Source organism: Fundidesulfovibrio sp., from assembly GCF_058402725.1.
In genome coordinates this window covers 1-18929 of record NZ_JBZVFJ010000077.1, presented here as the reverse complement: position 1 = coordinate 18929, position 18929 = coordinate 1, and the positions used below count along the sequence as shown (strand labels likewise).

15 protein-coding genes are annotated in these 18929 nt (G+C 66.5%); 9 read left to right on the top strand and 6 right to left on the bottom strand.

The features are described from left to right. The 3 genes from ACV4UX_RS11380 to polA form a co-directional block, all read right to left on the bottom strand. Window positions 1–276: hypothetical protein (locus ACV4UX_RS11380; RefSeq protein ID WP_491593399.1), on the bottom strand; the 276-nt coding region annotated here is incomplete at its 3' end. A 119-nt stretch (window positions 277–395) separates the two neighbouring features. Beyond that, window positions 396–1193, bottom strand: a complete 798-nt coding sequence (locus tag ACV4UX_RS11375) for a tetratricopeptide repeat protein (protein WP_491593398.1) — start codon at window positions 1191–1193, stop codon at window positions 396–398. Between the two features lie 14 nt (window positions 1194–1207). After that, window positions 1208–3829 (bottom strand): DNA polymerase I, encoded by a 2622-nt coding sequence (gene polA, locus ACV4UX_RS11370; RefSeq protein ID WP_491593397.1) that lies wholly within the window; start codon window positions 3827–3829, stop codon window positions 1208–1210. A 326-nt stretch (window positions 3830–4155) separates the two neighbouring features. On the opposite strand from polA, the gene ACV4UX_RS11365 reads away from it, so the two are divergent. The 5 genes from ACV4UX_RS11365 (at window position 4156) to ACV4UX_RS11345 (ending at window position 8487) form a co-directional block, all read left to right on the top strand. Further along, window positions 4156–4527, top strand: a complete 372-nt coding sequence (locus tag ACV4UX_RS11365) for a 3D domain-containing protein (protein ID WP_491593396.1) — start codon at window positions 4156–4158, stop codon at window positions 4525–4527. A gap of 128 nt (window positions 4528–4655) precedes the next feature. Further along, window positions 4656–6041, top strand: coding sequence for a TolC family protein (locus ACV4UX_RS11360; RefSeq protein WP_491593395.1), 1386 nt, complete (start codon window positions 4656–4658; stop codon window positions 6039–6041). Window positions 6042–6145: 104 nt separating this feature from the next. Then, window positions 6146–7288: a trans-sulfuration enzyme family protein gene (locus ACV4UX_RS11355; RefSeq protein ID WP_491593394.1), complete on the top strand. Its 1143-nt coding sequence runs from the start codon at window positions 6146–6148 to the stop codon at window positions 7286–7288. Window positions 7289–7384: 96 nt separating this feature from the next. Further along, window positions 7385–8011: an HD domain-containing protein gene (locus ACV4UX_RS11350; protein WP_491593393.1), complete on the top strand. Its 627-nt coding sequence runs from the start codon at window positions 7385–7387 to the stop codon at window positions 8009–8011. A 2-nt stretch (window positions 8012–8013) separates the two neighbouring features. Continuing rightward, complete coding sequence (locus tag ACV4UX_RS11345; RefSeq protein WP_491593392.1) at window positions 8014–8487, top strand: metallophosphoesterase family protein; 474 nt, start codon at window positions 8014–8016, stop codon at window positions 8485–8487. Between the two features lie 147 nt (window positions 8488–8634). On the opposite strand, the gene ACV4UX_RS11340 is transcribed toward ACV4UX_RS11345, so the two are convergent. Further along, window positions 8635–9072 (bottom strand): STAS domain-containing protein, encoded by a 438-nt coding sequence (locus ACV4UX_RS11340; RefSeq protein WP_491593391.1) that lies wholly within the window; start codon window positions 9070–9072, stop codon window positions 8635–8637. A 230-nt stretch (window positions 9073–9302) separates the two neighbouring features. Between ACV4UX_RS11340 and sat the strand changes: the two genes are divergently transcribed. Beyond that, window positions 9303–10616: a sulfate adenylyltransferase gene (sat, locus tag ACV4UX_RS11335; RefSeq protein ID WP_173083909.1), complete on the top strand. Its 1314-nt coding sequence runs from the start codon at window positions 9303–9305 to the stop codon at window positions 10614–10616. Window positions 10617–11038: 422 nt separating this feature from the next. After that, on the top strand, window positions 11039–11260 hold the full coding sequence (locus ACV4UX_RS11330) for a hypothetical protein (RefSeq protein ID WP_491593390.1): 222 nt from the start codon (window positions 11039–11041) through the stop codon (window positions 11258–11260). On the opposite strand, the gene ACV4UX_RS11325 is transcribed toward ACV4UX_RS11330, so the two are convergent. Further along, window positions 11235–13691, bottom strand: coding sequence for a putative bifunctional diguanylate cyclase/phosphodiesterase (locus ACV4UX_RS11325; protein WP_491593389.1), 2457 nt, complete (start codon window positions 13689–13691; stop codon window positions 11235–11237). The two genes, ACV4UX_RS11330 and ACV4UX_RS11325, sit on opposite strands and share 26 nt — an antisense overlap. Beyond that, the gene (phnD, locus tag ACV4UX_RS11320; RefSeq protein WP_491593388.1) at window positions 13688–14686 is read right to left on the bottom strand and encodes a phosphate/phosphite/phosphonate ABC transporter substrate-binding protein; all 999 of its coding nucleotides are present in this window, start codon (window positions 14684–14686) and stop codon (window positions 13688–13690) included. The genes ACV4UX_RS11325 and phnD overlap by 4 nt, the downstream gene beginning before the upstream one ends. Window positions 14687–14828: 142 nt before the next feature. Here phnD and ACV4UX_RS11315 point away from each other — a divergent pair, with 142 nt between their 5' ends. Further along, window positions 14829–16748 carry an aconitate hydratase gene (locus ACV4UX_RS11315; RefSeq protein WP_491593387.1) on the top strand — a complete coding sequence of 640 codons (1920 nt, stop codon included), beginning with the start codon at window positions 14829–14831 and terminating at the stop codon, window positions 16746–16748. 92 nt (window positions 16749–16840) lie between these two features. After that, window positions 16841–18778, top strand: coding sequence for a peptidylprolyl isomerase (locus ACV4UX_RS11310; protein WP_491593386.1), 1938 nt, complete (start codon window positions 16841–16843; stop codon window positions 18776–18778). Window positions 18779–18929: the final 151 nt, after the last annotated feature.

The window sequence follows — 18929 nt, the reverse complement described above, 5'->3', positions numbered from 1 at the left end:
GCGCGGGGATTCGCGGCTTTGCGCGAATTCCCGCGCGACAGGCGGCGCAGCCGCATGGGACTTGCCTGCCGGTTCCGTAGCTGTTCGCAGGGAGACCAGGCGGACCGATTTGAAGACGATCCACCTGATCTCCCCGCGAACAGCAACGGAACCGGCAACACGGTCGTAGCCGGTGAAGCCCGCGAAGCAAAATGGGATTCCATAAGGGCGTAGCCCTTTGGCCGCCGGAGACTTCTTCACGTCTGACCGGCCGAACATCACTGGAGGAATCTTCACGTCTGACCGGCCGACCATCACTGCCGGATCGCACGCAGTCGCGAAGCCGCAGGAGTCTCAGAAGTCGTAGCCGCCACTAGCGGCGGAGGGATCGATCCGGACGCAGCGCGTTCCCGGCGTTAGCCTTGCTTCTGGAGCAATTTCAGTGTCCTGGAGGCGAGTTCGAGGCCTGGTGCGGCATCCAGGGCTGCACGGGCTTCGGTCATGGCTTCGTCACGGCGTCCGGCCCGGGCTTTCAGGTAGGCGGAGGCGGCCATCATGAGGGGGCGATCGCCTGCCTTCTTGCGTGCGTCGGCGATGGCTTTGAGGCAGGCTTCGGCTTCGCCAGTCTTGAGTGCCGCAGTGGCGAGCAGGTCGTAGGCGCGGGGGTTTTCGGGGCTGGTTTCCATGGCCCCGCGCAGATATTCGATGGAAGCCTTGTGATGGCCCTTGTCCTGGAGTTTCACTGCGAGCATGGGGAAGAGGCCGTCCTCGTCCACGCGCAGGGAGACGGCTTCCCGGAAGCTGCGCTGGGCTTCCAGCAGGTTGTTTTCCTCGAGCAGCTTCTGGCCTTTGAGAATGAGCTGGTCGATCTTGAGCTTGCGTTCGCGCATCTGCTCCAGGCTTTCGCGTTCGAGTTCTTCCTGGACCTTCTTGTAGACGGCGGCCACGAACTGGAAAAGCTTGGGCTCCTGTCCTTTGACGTAGGGGAGGCCTTTGGGAACAAGTTTCAGAATGCGCTGCATCTTGTTGATGTTGGAAAAGGCCTCGCGCAGGAGGCTTTCGATTTCGGCGCGCTCCGTGCCGGGGAGCTTCACCGCCACGAAAGCCTTGAGCGCGGAGGCAAGTGTGGCCAGGGTGCGCAGGTCTTCGTTCTTGAGATAGGCGGCCTTGCAACGTGCAAGGTCTTCCTTGATGGTCTTGGCGGTGATCTGCATGGAACCCTCGAAGGTTAGTGGGCGAGACTCCAGTCTGTTCCGACGCCCATGTCGGCTACCACGGGGACATCCAGGGCGACCACTCCGGACATGAGTTCGCGCAGGCGTTCACCGGCGGCGTGGGCGCTGGATTCAGGGGCCTCGATGACCAGTTCGTCGTGCACCTGGAGGATGAGCCGTGCATTCAAAGAACGCAAGGAGTCGTCCTTCCAGGCGGCCAGCATGGCCATCTTGATGATGTCGGCTGCGCTGCCCTGGATGACGGTGTTCACGGCCTGACGGCGGGCCTGCGATTCCAGCTGGGCGTTGCGGGAATCGATGTCCGGGAGTCTGCGGCGGCGTCCGGCCAGGGTAGTCACGGAGCCGGTCTCCTTGGCCAGGTCCACCACGGACTGGTAGTAGTCCTTGAGCACGCTCATGCGCTCGAAATATCGGGCGATGAAATCCTTGGCGGCGGCAAGCGTCAGGCCCAGCTCGCGGCCGAGTTTTTGGGGTCCCATGCCGTAGAGCAGACCGAAATTGATGGTCTTGGCCTGGCGTCGTTCCTCGGGGGTCACGGCTGCCTGGGGTTTGTCGAAGAGCAGGGCGGCGGTGCGGGCGTGGATGTCCTGGCCCTGGCGGAAGGCCTCCAGAAGCGCCGGGTCCTTGGAGAAGTGGGCCAGCACGCGCAGTTCGATCTGGGAGTAGTCGGCGCTGGCGAGCAGATGCCCGGGCGCTGCGGTGAAAAGGGCGCGCATGCGCTTCCCCAGGTCGCCTCGCACGGGAATGTTCTGGAGGTTGGGGGCGCTGGAGGAGAGCCGCCCGGTGGCTGTGGCCAACTGGTTGAAGGTGGTGTGGATGCGGCCCAGGCTGTCGGCAAGGGCGGGGAGGGGCTCCAGGTAGGTGGAGCGGAGCTTCTCCAGCTTGCGGAATTCAAGCACCGTGTCCACGAGAGGATGCTGTCCGGAAAGGCGCTCCAGCACCTCGGCGGAGGTGGAGGCCGCGCCGCCGGGAGTCTTGCCGGGCGCCTTGAGGCCAAGTCCCTGATAAAGCACGTGGGCAAGCTGCTGGCTGGAGCGGACGTTGAACCGCGCTCCGGCCTGTTCGTGCATGAGGGACGTGAGCTTTTCGAGCTTTTCCGCGACTTCCTGGCCGAACGTGGCGAAGGCCTCCCGGTCGATGCGGATGCCGGCGCGTTCCATCCCCACGAGCACGGGGATCAAGGGCATCTCCAGGGTGTCCAGGAGCGGGGCAAGCCCTGCCTGGGAAGCGCGGGCCTTGAGCCTGCGGGCCAGGGCCAGGCATGCCAGGCCCTCCGCGCCGCCGGGCGCTTCCGTGGGGGCGAAGGTGGGGTCGCTCCAGAGGGAGTCCTTGAGACGTTCCCATGAGTAGATGCGGTCCTCGGGGGCCAGGAGGTAGGCGGCCAGGGAGAGGTCGAACCAGCGCTCCAGGGGAACGGCCTCCCAGGCCGGATCGGAGGCAAGAAGATCCTTGAAGGAGGGCGTGGCGACGCTGGACGCATTGGCCAGAAGCGGAGCCAGGCGCGCGGGATCGTCGGGGCAGAGGATCTGCTCGGCATCGAAGGCGACCAGAAATCCGTCGCTCACCGGCACGAGTGCGGCTTCGCATCCTGCGAAGGAGGGCAGCTGCTCGAAGGGTGTGGGATCGGGCAGCGCGGCGGCGCGGGGGGCGGCAGCGGCCTCACCGAACAGCGAGAGTTGCGCGGGAGCGTCGGGCCGGGGGGGCTGCTGGGCGGCGACCGCGCCGGGCGCGGGGGCGTCTGCGGGCAGTTCCCGGGCCAGTGAGCGCAGTTCGTAGGAGTTCAGGAACCTTGCGGCCTCGTCCCGGGGCGCGGGACGCACGGCCAGCGTCTCCAGGGTGACGCCCGGCGCGGCGTCCGTGCGCAGCCGTGTGAGTTCCCGGTAGACGAAAAGCTGCTCCCGAAGGGGTTCGATCTTGGCGCGCCACGCGGGCTTGAGCTGGTCGAGGTTGGCGGTGACGCCTTCGATGGTCGGGAAAAGGGCGGTGATTTCGGCGGCAGTCTTGGGACCGATGCCGGGCACGCCGGGGATGTTGTCGGATGCGTCGCCGGTGAGGGCCTGGAAATCCGGCCAGTGGGCCGGTCCCGGAGGGAATTCAGCCAGGAAGTCGTCAAGGGAGACAAGTTTTTCCTGTTTTCCGGAGGGGTCCCAGAGCACGACCTGCCGGTCGAGGCACTGGCGCAGGTCCTTGTCGGAGCCAACGATGACCACGGGGCGCTCGTCCTTGAAGCGCGCCACGAGGCTGGCGATGGTGTCGTCCGCCTCGACGCCTTCCTCGCGCAGCACCGGCAGACCCAGGAGCCCGACGCCCTGGATCACGGGGTCGATCTGGCGGGCAAGGTCCTCGGGCATCTTTTCACGCTGGGCCTTGTAAGCCGGGAAAATGTCGGCACGGAACGAGGGACCGCGTCCGTCCACCACGAAGAGGGCGTGCCGGGGGCGTTCCTCCCGCAGGATGCGCAGGACGAGGCGCAGCACCACATGGAGAGCGTTGGTGGGGAAGCCGTCGGAGCGGGAAAGCTCCTTGAGGGCGTGGAAGCCCCTATAAATGTAGGAGGTGCCGTCGATGAGGTAGAGCGGCTCCTGGCCTGGAACGAAGCGGTCCCTGATGGGCATGGGTTGATTCCTCTCTCGGGTTCTTAGCCCGGAGGGGGTGTCGAGGCAACCGGGCCGGAGGGGAAAAAAGGGGTTGCGCGTCCATCGGGCTTCTGCTAGTCGGGCAATCATCATGACCCCGGCCGCGTTCATGGGGGTAGGGCCGGACATCCTGAAGCTGCAAAGGCTTGTTGTTGGAGGTTACCATGTTCAAATGCATCTCTATCCTTTTGCTTGCGTGTCTTGCTTTTGGTGTACACCACTATCGTCAGGAAGCGTTGAATCTGGAATCCGCACTGACAGATGTGGAGAGCGAGAAAACAGAATTACGTCTTGAAATCGAAAAGGTGCGCGACGAGTCGAACCTGCTGCGCGGCGTGGTTCTGGCCAATCTCGCCCGGATCGCGAACCCCATCCCCAACAAGATGCTCACGGTGACGGCCTACACCGTCACCGAACTCAAGGAGTTCCCCGAGCAGGAACTGCTCACGGCGTCCCTGAACAAACCCCGCGAGGGTCACGTGGCCGTTTCGCGTGATCTGTTCAACAACGGATGGGTGTTCGGCAAGAAAGTCTACATCAAGAACCACGGCGTCTTCGTCATTACGGACCTGATGGGCAACAGCAAGACCCGCAGCGTGGACATCTTCATGAACGACTACGGCAGGGCCCTGCAATTCGGTAAGCGTCAGATCGAGGTTGTGCTGCTGGACGTTTAGGGGGGCTAACGTAAGGCCTTCGTCGTCAGGGGCTCCGGCCCCTGATTTTTTTTGCCCTTTCCAACAGATTCGAAGTTGGCTATACGGCGTGACGGAAGGGAGCCGTGGGCTCCCCCATGGAGGTTTACATGACGTTACAAGCTCTCGTGTTGGCTGCGTGTCTCGCCCTGGTCGGCGCTCCGGCCCTCGCCCAGCCGGGCCAGAGCATGGATCTCGAAAAGTCCGTGAAGCGCGCCATCGACGCCAACCCCAGCATGCAGTCCGCCAAACAGCAGATCTTCAGCACGCAGGAAGGCGTGCGCGCCGCCACGGCGGCCTTCGCGCCCACGGGCACCGTCACCTACTATTCGCGCGCCACCAACACCACCACCCCCGTCACCACCGCCCAGGACCTCACGGCGCTCTACACCGCCGCAGGCGTCAACCCCGGCGCTGGGGCCGCCACCCTCCAGGGCAAGACCTATGTGGTGGGCGACGCCTACGTGGCCAACCTGGACCTCAACGTCAGCCAGCCCCTTTTCACCGGCTTCAGGCTGCTCTCCAGCTACCAGAAGTCCAAGCTGGCCAGAGACCAGGCCGAGGCCCTCTACAAGCGCACGGAACTCACGCTCATCCGCAGCGTGCAGACGGCCTTCCTCACCCTGCTCAAGGCCCGCTCCGACGTGAAGTCCAACCAGGACTCCGTGACCCGGCTCGATTCCCAGCTCAAGGTGACCCGCGCCTTCTACGACGTGGGCCTGCGCCCGCGCCTGGACGTGCTCCAGGCCGAGTCCGATCTGGCCAGCGCCGAGCAGTCGCTCCTGGCCGCCCAGAACTCGGTGGACACCCAGCTGGCCCAGCTCAACGCGCTCCTGAACATCCCCCTGGACCAGCCTGTGGACTACGTGGGCCAGCTCACCCAGAACCCCTTCGCCCTCACCCTGCGCGACGCCCTGGACGAGGCCTACAAGCAGCGCCCGGACATCGCCATCGCCGTGAAGTCCGTGGAGATGTCCGAGAAGGACGCTTCCATCGCCCTGAGCGGCGGGCTGCCCCAGCTGCGCGCCGACTACGACTTCATCCGCCAGGGCGACAAACCCTGGCTGCGCCCCGAGAACGTCACCTTCAGCGAACGCCATCAGTTCCAGCTCACCTTCACCTGGAAGGCCTGGGACTGGGGCAACACCATCTTCACCTACCGCCAGTACAGCGACGTGACCAAGAAGCTCCAGGCCGACCTGGCCAAGCTCCGCCTGGACGTGGGCGCCGAAGTGAAGACCCAGTTCCTGAACATCCAGGACGCCGCCAAGCGCATCAACGTGGCCAAGACCGGCCTCACGGCGGCCAACGAAGGCTACCGCATGGCCGTGGCCCGCTACCAGGCCCAGGTGGGCACCAACACCGACGTGCTCGACGCCCAGGCCCGCGTCTCGCGCGCCGAGTTCCAGCTCACCCAGGCCCTCACCGACTACCAGATCGCCATCGCCAACATCTACTATTCCATCGGCCGCAAGAACATGAAGCTCGACAGCTAGCCGGACAGCCGGAACGCGCGTCGACCCAGAGCATCACACGCCCCCTCCGGCCGCGCCGCAGGGGGCGTTTCGCGTAAGCCCGCCCCAACCTCCACGGAGTTCCCATGGACCGCCGGACCCACCTCGTCCACGCGGGCCTGGAAGGCGACGGACACCACCGCGCCGCCAGCGTCCCGGTCTATCACGCCACCACCTTCGCCCAGGACGACCCCGAGCACTTCGGGTCATACGTCTATTCCAGGTTCTCCAATCCCACCCGCGACGCCCTGGAACAGGCCGCAGCCCAGTTGGAAGGCGGGGCGCGAGGCCTGGCCTTCGCCTCGGGCCTGGCGGCCATCTCCGCCGCGCTCCTGCTGCTTGAGCCCGGCGACCACATCGTGGCCAGCCGCGACGTGTACGGCGGAGCCTACAAGCTCCTGGCGGACCACTTCGCCCGATGGGGCCTGCGCGTGGACTTCGTGGACCCCTCCGATCCCGGGGCCTTCGCCCGCGCCGCCACGGCCGACACCCGCGCCTTCTATGTGGAGAGCCCCTCCAACCCGCTCCTTCGCGTCACCGACCTGCGCGCCGTGGCCGCTCTGGCCCGCGAGCGCGGGGCGCTCTCGATCATCGACAACACCTTCATGACCCCCTGGCTCCAGCGCCCCCTGGAGCTGGGCTTCGACATGGCCCTGCACAGCGCCACCAAGTTCCTGGGCGGGCACAGCGACGTGACGGCCGGGCTCGCGGTGACGGCCTCCGTCGCGCTGGGCGAGCGTCTGGCCGCTATCCAGGTGGGCTACGGGGCCGTGCCGGGGCCGCAGGACGCCTGGCTCGTGCTGCGCGGGCTGCGCACCCTGGGCGTGCGCCTGGAGGCGCAGCAGGCCGCCGCAGGGGAGCTGGCCGTCTGGCTCGCCGGGCGACCGGAGGTGGTCGCCGTGCACTATCCCGGTCTCGAGGGGCATCCGGGGCGGGCGGTGCACTTTTCCCAGGCTTCGGGCGCCGGGGCCGTGCTTTCCTTCGAACTGGAAACGCCGGATGCGGCGAAGCGTTTCCTGCGCGCCGCGCGCGTGCCCATCGTGGCGGCCAGCCTGGGCGGGGTGGAGTCCATCCTGTCCTACCCGGCCTCCATGTCCCACAAGGCCATGCCCCCGGAGGAGCGCGCCCGGCGCGGCGTCTCCGACGCCCTGGTCCGGCTCTGCGTGGGCCTGGAATCCGTGGAGGACCTCAAGGACGATCTGGACCAGGCCCTGCGCCTGTCCGCCTGAACAGGGCCTGCATCGGCACTCGCCAACCGGCCCCGAAACGGCTATGCGCTAGCGCGGCTCGTCAGGAGCCCTAATGCCCCCACAGGATGCCAGACCATGAACGACTCTTCTCCCCGCAATGTGGACATGTCCGGCCGCGACCGCCTCACCCGGCTGGCCGACTTTCTTTTCGAGGTGAGCATGCTGCGGCGCACCCCGCGCACCGGCTACCAGTTCCTGGGCTCGGGCGCGGAGAACGTGGCCGAGCACAGCTTCGGCGCGGCCGTCATCGGCTACGTGCTGGCCGCCATGGCCGGGGCGGACCGGTCCCGGACGGTGCTCTACTGCCTCTTCCACGACATCCACGAGGCCCGCACCGGCGATTTCAACTACGTCAACAAGCTCTACGACACCCACGACGCCCGCCGCGCCCTGGAAGACGGCCTGCGCGGCACCGGCCTGCGCGCCGACGTGATGGCCCTGCACGACGAGCTGGAAGAGGCGGCTAGCCTTGAGGCGCGCCTCGCCCAGGACGCCGATCAGCTGGACCTCATGGTCAACCTCAAGGAGCTCAAGGACCTGGGCAACCCCTACGCGGGCAAGTGGCTCGACTGCGCGCTGGAGCGCCTGCGCACGGAAGAGGGCCGCGAGTTGGCCCGGGCCGTCATGAGCACCGACCACACCGACTGGTGGTTCCTCGGCCCCGAGGCCTGCTGGTGGGAACGCAAGAACGGGAAAGGATGAGCATGCGCCTCGCCGTCATCTCCGACACGCACCTGGAAGCCCCCAGCGACTGGTTCCGCCGCTGGTTCGACAGCCACCTGCGAGACGCCGACGCCCTCATCCACTGCGGCGACATCACCGGCCCGGCCGTGCTGGAGTTCCTGGAGGCCAGCCATCCCAATTTCCACGCCGTGGCGGGCAACTGCTGCGACTGGCGCGTGGCCCAGGAGCTGCCCGCCATGCTCCGGCTCAACCTGGCCGGGCGCACCGTGGGCGTCACCCACGGCTGGGGCGAGCGGACCACGCTGCCCGCGCGTCTCCCCGAGGCCTTCGGTCCGGGGTTTGAACTGATCCTCTTCGGCCACCTGCACCGCCAGATGGAATTGCGCTTCGGCGACACCCTGGTGGTGAACCCCGGCTGCCTCTGCGCCGAAACCCCGCGCATGGCCTACGTGGACCTGGGGGAAGAGGGCATCGCCGTGCGCTTCGTGCGCTAGAGCCCATCGATGCCGGGGGGACGCCGGTCGGTTCCGGCGGGGATGCCGCGCGCTGCGCGATGCCCGTCCGTCCGTCTGCCGGTCCCTCGAAGTCTTGCGGCCCAGGTCCTGCCCGGCCGCGTCAATCCCGGACGGGCGTCCGCCGGATCATCCCCCGGCCCCGCCCTGTTCCGGCGCGCCGGGCACGGGGCAGCTGGCCTCCGTGGCCGCGGCCGTCCCCTCCATGCGCTCCCGGGCCTGCTCAAGCAGTTCGCGCACCTTCTCCACCGCCTCGTCCTCGCTCCCCGTGATGGGCAGCAGGCGGTTGAGCCGCGTGATCACGAAGACGCTCATGATGTCCTCCGAAACCCCCATGAGCGCGCAGGGCGTCTCGGATTTGCGGCAGTGCAGGAGCACCGTCATGAGCGCCTTCATGCCCGTGGAGTCGATGAACCCCACCTGGGCGAAATCCAGCACGACGCCCCGCGCCTTGCCGATGGCCTCCAGCAGACCCGCCGCGAGGGGGTCGGCGATGCGCGCCTCGATGCGCCTGGTGTTGATGACGGCCAGCGTCACGCCATTTTTTTCGCGGGTGTCGATGAGCATAATGCAAGGCCTCCCGGGCGTTTCCAGAACAGGAGGATGCCCGCGTCGGACAAGGGCGTCAAGCTTGGGCGAGAGCCCTTGACAAGGGGGGGGATTTCTCCCTAGAAGATGCACGTGAATTTTTTATCATAGGCGTCCAGCCCACCGGGCCGGACGTACGGGGGCCGCGCCTCGCGGCCAGGGCGGCATCATCAAGGCAACCACACATCCGTAAAGGAGAGGAAACAAACATGTCCAGACTGGTTCCCCCGCATGGCGGCAAAGGCCTCACCATCTGTCTGCTGGAAGGCGCCGAGCGCGCCGAGGCCCTCAAGAAGGCTGCCACGCTGAAGAAAGTCGTGATCTCCCCCCGTGAAAAGGGCGACCTGATCATGATGGGCATCGGCGGCTTCTCGCCCATCACCTACTTCATGGGCAAGGCCGACTGGAAGAGCGTCTGCGAAAAGATGACCCTCACCGACGGCACCTTCTGGCCCGTTCCCGTCACCTGCTCCGTGTCCGCCGAAGACGCCGCCGCCATCAACGTGGGCCAGGAAATCGCCCTGGAGTCCGTTGAAGGCGAAATGATGGCCATCATGACCGTCACCGAAAAGTACACCCTCACCGAAGACGAGAAGAAGTGGGAGTGCTACCAGGTGTTCAAGGGCGCCGGCCCCGACTCCGCCGACGACGTCTTCTGGGAGACCGCCCTGAAGGACCACCCCGGCGTCCAGATGGTCATGGGCCAGAAGCCCGTGTCCCTGGCCGGCCCCGTGAAGGTGCTCTCCGAAGCCGAGTACCCCACCAAGTACAAGGGCGTCTACAAGCGTCCCGCCGAGCTGCGCGCCGAGATGGACGCCAAGGGCTGGGGCAAGGTCGCCGCTCTGCAGCTGCGCAACCCCATGCACCGCTCCCACGAGTTCCTGGCCAAGATCGCCGTGGAAGTCTGTGACGGCGTGGTCATCCACTCCCTCATCGGCAACCTGAAGCCCGGCGACATCCCGGCCGAAGTGCGCGTGCGCGCCATCGACACCCTGGTCGAGCACTACTTCGTGAAGGACCACGTGATCCAGGCCGGCTACCCCCTGGACATGCGTTACGCCGGTCCCCGCGAAGGCCTGCTGCACGCCACCTTCCGCCAGAACTTCGGCATCAACCAGATGATCATCGGCCGTGACCACGCCGGCGTCGGCGACTTCTACGGCATGTTCGAGGCCCAGGAGATCTTCAAGCGCATCCCCTACGCGACCCCCGAGGCCGCTTGCGCCGTCGAGCCCGGCAAGGCCCTGCTCTGCGAAAACATGAACATCGACTGGACCTTCTACTGCTTCAAGTGCGACGGCATGGCCTCCCTGCGCACCTGCCCCCACGCCAAGGAAGACCGCGTCATCCTGTCCGGCACCAAGCTGCGCAAGATGCTCTCCGAAGGCGAAGCCATCCCCGATCACTTCGGCCGCGACGAGTGCCTCGCCATCCTGCGCGAGTACTACGAAGGCCTGACCGAGAAGGTCGAAGTGAAGATGCAGCGCGCCGCCTCCGGCGAGCACGCCGCCCAGAAGAAGTAGTTGATCCCGGCTCGCGCCGGTATCCGGGAGGCGCCGCAAGGCGCCTCCCTTTTTTTGCCCGAGACTTCACGAAGGCGACGGCATCGACGGCACAGTATGTTAATATAACAGGAAATATGCCTCCGGCGGCCAAAGGGCTGCGCCCTTTGGAATCCCTCTCCGCTTCGCGGGCTTCACCGGCTGGGTCTGCGTTGCCGGTCCGGTTCCCCTGCGCGGGTGAGGCTCGGCAGATCGTCTTCCAATCGGTCTGCGAACCTCCCCGCGCAGAGGAACGGGACAGGCTGGCAAGACACGTGCGGCTGAGCCGCCTGTCGCGCGAGAATTCGCGCAAAGCCGCGACCCCCCGCGCAGGGGCCGTGGCGCTTCGCGCCGGGGGCCTTCATCGCAACGTTTCATCCAACTCGCCCAGAGGGGGGGATCTGATGAGTGACGACATCGCCGCGATCGAGCAGGAAATCGCGCAGTTCGAGGCCGAGCGGGCAGAGGTTCTGGCGCGCATCAAGGCGCTTTCGGCCGAGGAGGACCCCCTCGCGGGAGTGTTCCGTCACGAGGAGATCCACGCCGCCAAGCAGGAGAAGCTGCGCCTGGACTTCGAGGTCCAGTACCGTCGGGCGCGGATCAACCGTTTGCGGTTCGGGGGGTAGAGCCGGGCGCGGGGAAGCTCTCGGGGGGCAGGGCAGGCCAGGCCAGGAACCCCTGGAATTCCGCGCAGCCTGCGCCGCGCAGAAAGTCCAGTTGGCCGGTGTTTTCCACTCCCTCGGCCACCACGGACACGCTCAGGCCCTGGCTGAGGTTGACCAGGGCGGTGATGATGGCGCGGCTTCGAGCGCAGGTGTGGATGGCGCTGACGAAACTGCGGTCGATCTTGAACCCGTCGATGGGCAGGTCCAGGAGGTGCTTCAGCGAGGAGTAGCCCGTGCCGAAGTCGTCGAGGACGATGCCGACGCCCATCTCCTTGAGCTGGTGGATGGTGCGCGTGGCTGCCTCGGGATCGATGAGGAGCGCCGACTCGGTGAGTTCCAGATGGAGCATGGTGCGCGTGTCGGCGAGCCGCTCGGCGGCAGTGTTGACGTCGTTCAGGAATCCGTCGTGGTGGAACTGCCGCGCGGACACGTTGACCGAAAGCGTGAAGGGAGTGCGAGGCCCTCGGGCGATCGCGGCCGCCTGCCGGGATGCTCTCTCGAGCACCCATGCGCCGATGGGGATGATGGCGTTGTTGCTTTCGGCGACAGGGATGAATTCGGCGGGCGGTATGGATTCACCCCCGCAATTCCAGCGCAGGAGAGCTTCCGCGCCCGTGACGGTCATGGTGGCGGCCTGGAGCACCGGTTGATACTGCAGGCTGAATTCGCCTCGTTCCAGGGCCTTGTGGAGCTTCGTCTCCAGGGAAAGGCGCTGGCGCGCCTGGAGGTCCATGCCGGTGGCGAAGAACCTGCTGGCGCCACCGCCCCGGCTTTTCGCGCGGTACATGGCCATGTCGGCGCGTTTGATCAGGTCCTGCGGCGTCACGCCGTCCTGGGGGTACATGGCGATGCCGACGCTGGCGGAGCAGGGAATGTCGTAGCCGTGCAGCGGGACGCTCTTGCGCATGGCGTCCGCGACGCGCTGGGCGAGATGGGCGGCCTTTTCCGGGGAGTCGGCGTCCGGGGCGAGGATGATGAATTCATCGCCGCCCTGCCTCGCGAGGGTGTCCTCGGCGCGCAGGACGCTTCGCAGGCGGGAGGCGAGGATGGCCAGCAGGGCGTCCCCCACGTCGTGCCCGAGGCTGTCGTTGACGGCCTTGAAGTTGTCCAGGTCCAGAAACAAGAGTGAAAAGGCGCCTCCGTGCCGTGCCGCGTGTCCGAGGGTCTGGCGCAGCCTCTCGTCGAGGTTGGCGCGGTTGGGCAGCCCGGTGAGGGTGTCATGGAAGGCCATGCGTTCCATGGCCTGCTGCTGGCGCTTCGCCTCCGTGATGTCCTGAAAAACGCAGACGTAGTGCGAGATGCGCCCGGCCTGGTCGAGCACGGCGCTGGCAGTGGTGCGCTGGGGGTACACCTCGCCGTTCTTCCTTCTGTTCCAGAGTTCTCCCTCCCAGGCGCCGCGTCTGCGCAAGCTCAAGCGGATGCTTGCGAAAAAGGCGGGCGCGTGCCGGCCGGACCCGAGGATGTCCAGGCTGCGGCCCACGGCCTCGTCCTGCCGATATCCCGTGATGCGCTCGAAGCTGGCGTTGACGGAGCGGATGACGCCGCCGGAGTCGGTGACGGCGACGCCCTCGACGGCGACCTCGAAGACCTTGGCGGCGAGCATGAGTTGCTCCTCCGCCTGGTTGCGCCGGACGATTTCCCCGGCGAGAGCGGCGTTGGCTTCCACCAGTTCGCCGGTCCGCCGGTCCACCTCCTCGAGGAGTCCGTTGTACGCGGCGGCCACGCGGGCCAGCTCGTCCTGCCCGGTCCAGACGATGGGCTCGCGCCTGGGTTCGCGCGCGTTGCGCAGGAGCGATTTCTCCAGGCGCGCCAGGGGCCTGCCTATGATTCGGTGCACCGTCCACCAGAGGGAGAGGGCGAGAACGGCCAGGACGAAGCCCAGGTTCAGGGCGTCCCGGGCGCGGTATTCGGCGAGGGCGTTCAGGAGCCTGCCGTCGTGAAAGACCACGGTGAGCGTTCCCAGGTATTCGCTGTGGTCGGCGTTCTGGTGGACGATTTTCCTCTTTGTCTCGAAGATGTTGCCTTTCGGCGGCGGGCCGGTCCCGAGCGCTTCGTGGAGAAGCTTCCCGGAGGCGTCGTTCAGGCTGACGACGAGCAGGTCGTCGTTGTGGCGGTAGCTTTGCATGAGCCGGGCCACTAGATCGTGCTGGAAGTTCCAGAGGGGGCTTGAGAGTTCGTTCGCCTTGTCGGAGGCGTAGGCTTCGAGCCTGGCGCGCAGGTCGTCGTAGCCCTGGCGTTCGGCCTGTCTGGCGAAGATGGCGAAGAGCGCCAGGGAACTGATCAGCCAGGCCAGCAGGACGGGCAGGAGCACTTTGAGAACCAGGCCGGGGAGATGTCTGAACCCTGCCTGGAGGGCTCGCGTGGGGATGATTCGTTGGAACGCGCCGTTCATGGGGCCGGGGCTTCTTCGGGAGCGCCCAGCAACAGCAACGCCTCGTCGATGGCTTTGATTCTTGCCTTGCGCACGTCAGGGGGCATGGAGGCGTCCGTCTCGAGCATCCGCTTGCGCTGGTAGAGCGCGATCAGGCGCACCGGCGCGAGTTGACTGTTGTCCGAGGGGGCGAATCCGGTCCACTTGAGGGCAGCCAGTGCGTCCGCTTCCGCTTGCAGTTCCCCGCGTCCCTTGCCGGGCGCGGGTTTTCCGAAGGAGATGAAGCACTCCCTGATGGCGTTCTTGATGTGTTCGGGCAGGGTGGCCTTCCAGACGATCGGATCGGAGGGGATGCGTGGGGATGTCCAGATGATGCGGACTTCGGCCCATTCGGATGGATAGCGGCTTTTGAAGCGTCGAAGATCCACGGAGTTCGTGGTGGCCGCGTCGGCCCTGCCCTGTGCGACGGCCAGGAAGTTGTCCTCGTGCTGGGCTCGTGTGGTGCGCTTGAAGAGCGTTTCCGGGTCCAGGCTTCGTGTCGCGAAAAGGTAGTAGCCGGGCACCAGGGAGCCGGAAGTCGAGTTGGGGTCGCCCAGGGCCAGCGTCAGGTCGGCGGCCCGGGCGAGCACGTCCTGCGGGGAGAGAAGCCCGGAGTCTTTGCGGACGATGAGGTGGGAGTAGTACCCCTCCCCGCCGTCCTGGGGGAGGGTCATGAGGCCCACTTCCGCCCCGGCGCTGTCCACGGCCTCCAGCGCGGCCTTGTTGCCCATCCAGGCGAAGTGCGTCCGGTCCGAGCGGAGGTCCCAGATTGCCCCGGCGTAATCCTTGTGCACGGTGAAGCGGACGGGAATGCCCAGCCGTCTGGAGAGTGCCTCGCCCAGGGGGGCGAAGCTTCTGGTGAGGGTGTCGTGCCTTTCCGTCCCGATGAGCCCGAAGACGAGGGCGTCGGCGGCAAGGCCGGGAGAGGCCGCGAGGAGCCAGGCGAGTGTCGCGAGGGCGAAAAGAAGGTGGTTCATGCTGTTCTGGCGACACAGGACGACGTGGTTGTCATCGAGCCCTACGCCTGCAAGGTTACAGGCTCATGACGGCCAGCCGCCTTGACATTGCCGTGAATCCCGGGGCACATGACCCAACTTTCACGAACATGCGAGGACGACCATGGGCAAGAACATCACCCAGAAGATCATCGCCTCTCACCTGGTGAGCGGCAAGATGAAGGCCGGTTCCGAGATCGGGCTGCGCATCGACCAGACCCTCACCCAGGACGCAACGGGCACCATGGCCTGGCTTCAGTTCGAGGCCATCGGCGTGCCTCGTGTGAAGACCGAGCTCTCCGTGAGCTACGTGGACCACAACACCCTGCAGCAGGGCTTCCGCAACCCTGACGACCACCAGTTCCTGCGCACGGTGGCGGCCAAGTACGGCGCGGTGTTCTCGCCCCCGGGCACGGGCATCTGCCACCAGCTGCACCTGGAGAACTTCGCCAAGCCGGGCAAGACGCTCATCGGTTCGGACTCCCACACGCCCACCGCGGGCGGCGTGGGCAGCCTCTCCATGGGCGCGGGCGGCCTCTCGGTGGCCCTGGCCATGGCGGGCGAGCCCTACTACATCCCCATGCCCAAGGTGGTGAAGGTGCAGCTCGAGGGCGAGCTGACCGGATGGGCAACGGCCAAGGACATCATCCTGCACCTGCTGGGGCTGCTCACGGTGAAGGGCGGCGTGGGCAAGGTGTTCGAGTACGCCGGTCCCGGCGTGGCCACGCTCTCCGTGCCCGAACGCGCCACCATCACCAACATGGGCGCGGAACTGGGGGCCACGGGGTCGCTCTTCCCCTCCGACGCGGTGACCAGGAAGTTCCTGGCCGCAATGGGCCGCCCCGAGGATTACGCGCCCCTCAAGGCCGACCCCTCGGCCACCTACGACGAGGAGATCGTCATCGACCTCTCCACCCTCGAACCCCTGGCGGCCAAGCCGCACATGCCCGACCGCATGGCCACCATCAAGAGCCTGGCAGGCCTCAAGGTGAACCAGTCGGCCATCGGCTCGTGCACCAACTCCTCCTACGCCGACCTCAAGGCCGTGGCGCTGATGCTCAAGGGCAAGCGCGTGAAGCCCGAGACCGACCTCTTCATCTCCCCCGGCTCCAAGCAGGTGCTCAAGATGCTGGCCGACGAGAACCTGCTTCAGATCTACCTGGACGCGGGCGCGCGCATCCTGGAGTGCACCTGCGGTCCCTGCCTGGGCTACGGCGGCTCGCCCATGTCCGCAGGCGTGAGCGCGCGCACCTTCAACCGCAATTTCGAAGGCCGCAGCGGCACCCAGGACGCCCAGGTCTATCTGGTGAGCCCCCAGACGGCGGCCATGGCGGCCCTCAACGGCGAGTTCACCGATCCCGCCACCTGGGGCGAGGCCCCGGCCAAGCCGGTGATGCCCAAAAAGGTTCCGTCCATCCGGCATCTCTTCGTGTTCCCGCCCGAAGACGGCGCCGGCGTGGAGGTGCTGCGCGGCCCCAACATCGCGCCGCTGTCGCGCTTCGGGCGCGCGCCGGACGTGGTGGAGGCGGGCGTGGCCCTCAAGGTGGGAGACGACATCACCACCGACCACATCCTGCCCGGCGGCACGCACATTATGAGCCTGCGCTCCAACATCCCGGCCATCTCCGAATACCTGTTCACCAACGTGGACAAGGAGTTCGTGAGCCGCATCAAGCAGATGGACGGCGGAGTGATCGTGGGCGGCGAGAACTACGGCCAGGGCTCCTCGCGCGAGCACGCGGCCCTGGGGCCCCGCCACCTGGGCGTGAAGGCCGTGATCGTCAAGAGCCTTGCGCGCATCCACCGGGCCAACCTGGTGAACTTCGGCATCCTGCCGCTGCTCTTCGTGGACAAGGCCGACTACGACCATGTTGCCCAGGGCGCGCAGGTGTCCATCCCCGCCGGGAAGATCAAGCCCGGCAAGGCCGTGGAGGCCGTGGTGGACGGCAAGCTCAAGGTGAAGCTCACAAATGATTTGACCGCCAAGGAACTGGACATTATTTTGTCCGGCGGTCTGCTCAACGCCGTGGGCGCGAGCCGCTAGCCCCCCGAGACGCCTTTCCGGCGGCCGGGGCCACGCGCCTCGGCCGCCGTTTTTCCTTCCGGCAGGCCAAGTTTCCCAAGGAGCCCCCTCACATGTTGGATTTTCTCCGGCAGCATTCGCAATCGTGGGTCATCAAGGTCATCTTCGGCCTGATCATCGCCGTGTTCATCTTCTTCGGCGTCTACACCTTCCAGGACAAACAGCCGGGCGGCGGCGTGATTGCCTACGTGGGCGACACCCCCATCCTGACCAAGGAGTTCCTCGAGGAATACGAGGGCTTCGTGCGCCAGGTGCAGGCCCAGAATCCGGGCATGAGCAAGGACGACCTGGAGCGCCTGGGCTTCAAGCGCCAGGTGTTCTCGCAGATGGTGCTCCGCCAGCTCCTGTTCAACCAGGCCGGCGCGCTGGGCGTGAACGTCTCGCCCGCCGAACTCCAGGCCGAAATCGCCCGCGTGCCCGCCTTCCAGAACGAGCAGGGCAAGTTCGACTACGATCTCTACAAAGAGAAGCTCAAGTCCATCGGCGTCAATCCCGAGATGTTCGAGGCCGAACAGCGCCGCGACCTGCTCCTCGAAAAGATGATGGTCTACGTGACCCAGCCCGTCTACGTGGCCGAACCCGAAATCCGCGCCCTCTACAATTTCAGCCAGGAAAAGGCCGTCCTCGACTACGTGGCCTTCCCCGCCAAGGACTTCGCCGCCCAGGTGAACGTCACCCCCGAGCAGGTGAAGGCCGCCTACGAGGCCACCCGTGAGAAGTACAAGCGCCCGGCCGAGGTGAAGATCGAATACGTGGAGATCACCCCCGCGTCCCTGGCCGACCCCAAGGCCGTCAGCGCCGAGGAAGTGAAGGCCTACTACGAAGCCAACCCCGACAAGTTCAAACACCCCGAGATGGTCAAGGCCAACCACCTCCTGGTGCTCCTGGCCCCCGACGCCCCCGAGGCCCAGGTGAAGGCCGCCGAAAAACGCCTGCTCGACCTGGCCGCCCGGCTCAAGAAGGGCGAAGCCTTCGACAAGGTGCTCGCCGTGAAGGGCGATCCCGCCGTCAACGGCGACGACCTGGGCTGGTTCCCCAAGGGCGCCATGGTCCCCGAATTCGAACAGGCCGCCTTCACCCTCAAGAAGGGTGATGTCTCCGGCCTCGTGCGCACCCAGTTCGGGCTGCATGTCATCCAGGTGATGGACAAGAAGGCCGAAGGCGTAACCCCCCTCGAAGAAGCCGCCGACGACATCCGGCGCGAACTCGCCGAGGACAAGGCCGCCGACACCATCGGCAAGACCGTGGACGCCATGCTCGAGGAACTCATCGGCGGCGCCGCGCCCTCCAAACTGGCCCAGGCCAAGGGACTCGAGGCCAAGACCTCCGAGTTCTTCAACCGCCAGCGCCCCCCCCTGGACCTGAATCTCTCCACCGAGTCGCTCAGCGCCCTCTTCGCCCAGCAGGCCGGAAAGGCCGTGCCCCAGGCCCTGGCCGCCGGCGAAGGCTACGTGCTGGCCAAGGTGCTGGAAACCAGGCCCGAGAACATCCCGCCCCTGGAAGAAGTGGCCGACGCCGTGAAGGCCGACCTCGTGGAGCAGGAAGCCCTCAAACTGGCCGAAGCCAAGGCCAAGGAGACCGCCGCCCTGCTGGCCACCCCCGAAGGACAGGCCAAGGTGGCCGACCAGTACAAGAACGCCTTCTCCACCACCCCGCCCTTCCCGCGCTCCGGCCCGGCCCAGGGACTGGGACAGTCCACCGCCATCCTCGAAGCCGCCTTCACCGCCAAGGAACCCGGCTGGCTGCCCGGAACCTACGCCGTGCCCGGCGCTTTCGTGATCGCCAAACTCAAGGACCGCGCCGCCCCCCCCGACTCCGACTGGCAGCGCGACAAGGCCAAGATCATGAACCAGGCCCTCTCCTTCCAGCGCGAACAGCTCCTGCGCGCCTACCTGGCCTACCTCAACGAGAAGACCCCCGAAAAGATCGTCGCCCCCGAAATGCTGGGCCCCGCCGGCATCCAGGGCGGCGGCATGAAGGTCGGCGGCTGATCGCGACCCGACGCCCCTGACGCGAACAAAGCCCCCCGCCCGCAAGGACGGGGGGCTTCTCGTTGACGCGCGCACGTAGCGGAAGAACGCCTCCGGCCGCTGGAGAGGGCGCTGCCCTCTCCAGACCTCTCCCGCCAGGGCTCCGCCCTGG

What these genes read in the sequence shown, in the direction of transcription:
- phnD (WP_491593388.1), bottom strand. Translation starts at nt 14,686, where the DNA reads ATGAACCACCTTCTTTTCGCCCTCGCGACACTCGCCTGGCTCCTCGCG.
- ACV4UX_RS11340 (WP_491593391.1), bottom strand. Translation starts at nt 9,072, where the DNA reads ATGCTCATCGACACCCGCGAAAAAAATGGCGTGACGCTGGCCGTCATC.
- ACV4UX_RS11330 (WP_491593390.1), top strand. Translation starts at nt 11,039, where the DNA reads ATGAGTGACGACATCGCCGCGATCGAGCAGGAAATCGCGCAGTTCGAG.
- ACV4UX_RS11325 (WP_491593389.1), bottom strand. Translation starts at nt 13,691, where the DNA reads ATGAACGGCGCGTTCCAACGAATCATCCCCACGCGAGCCCTCCAGGCA.
- ACV4UX_RS11350 (WP_491593393.1), top strand. Translation starts at nt 7,385, where the DNA reads ATGAACGACTCTTCTCCCCGCAATGTGGACATGTCCGGCCGCGACCGC.
- polA (WP_491593397.1), bottom strand. Translation starts at nt 3,829, where the DNA reads ATGCCCATCAGGGACCGCTTCGTTCCAGGCCAGGAGCCGCTCTACCTC.
- ACV4UX_RS11360 (WP_491593395.1), top strand. Translation starts at nt 4,656, where the DNA reads ATGACGTTACAAGCTCTCGTGTTGGCTGCGTGTCTCGCCCTGGTCGGC.
- ACV4UX_RS11375 (WP_491593398.1), bottom strand. Translation starts at nt 1,193, where the DNA reads ATGCAGATCACCGCCAAGACCATCAAGGAAGACCTTGCACGTTGCAAG.
- ACV4UX_RS11345 (WP_491593392.1), top strand. Translation starts at nt 8,014, where the DNA reads ATGCGCCTCGCCGTCATCTCCGACACGCACCTGGAAGCCCCCAGCGAC.
- ACV4UX_RS11315 (WP_491593387.1), top strand. Translation starts at nt 14,829, where the DNA reads ATGGGCAAGAACATCACCCAGAAGATCATCGCCTCTCACCTGGTGAGC.
- ACV4UX_RS11355 (WP_491593394.1), top strand. Translation starts at nt 6,146, where the DNA reads ATGGACCGCCGGACCCACCTCGTCCACGCGGGCCTGGAAGGCGACGGA.
- sat (WP_173083909.1), top strand. Translation starts at nt 9,303, where the DNA reads ATGTCCAGACTGGTTCCCCCGCATGGCGGCAAAGGCCTCACCATCTGT.
- ACV4UX_RS11310 (WP_491593386.1), top strand. Translation starts at nt 16,841, where the DNA reads ATGTTGGATTTTCTCCGGCAGCATTCGCAATCGTGGGTCATCAAGGTC.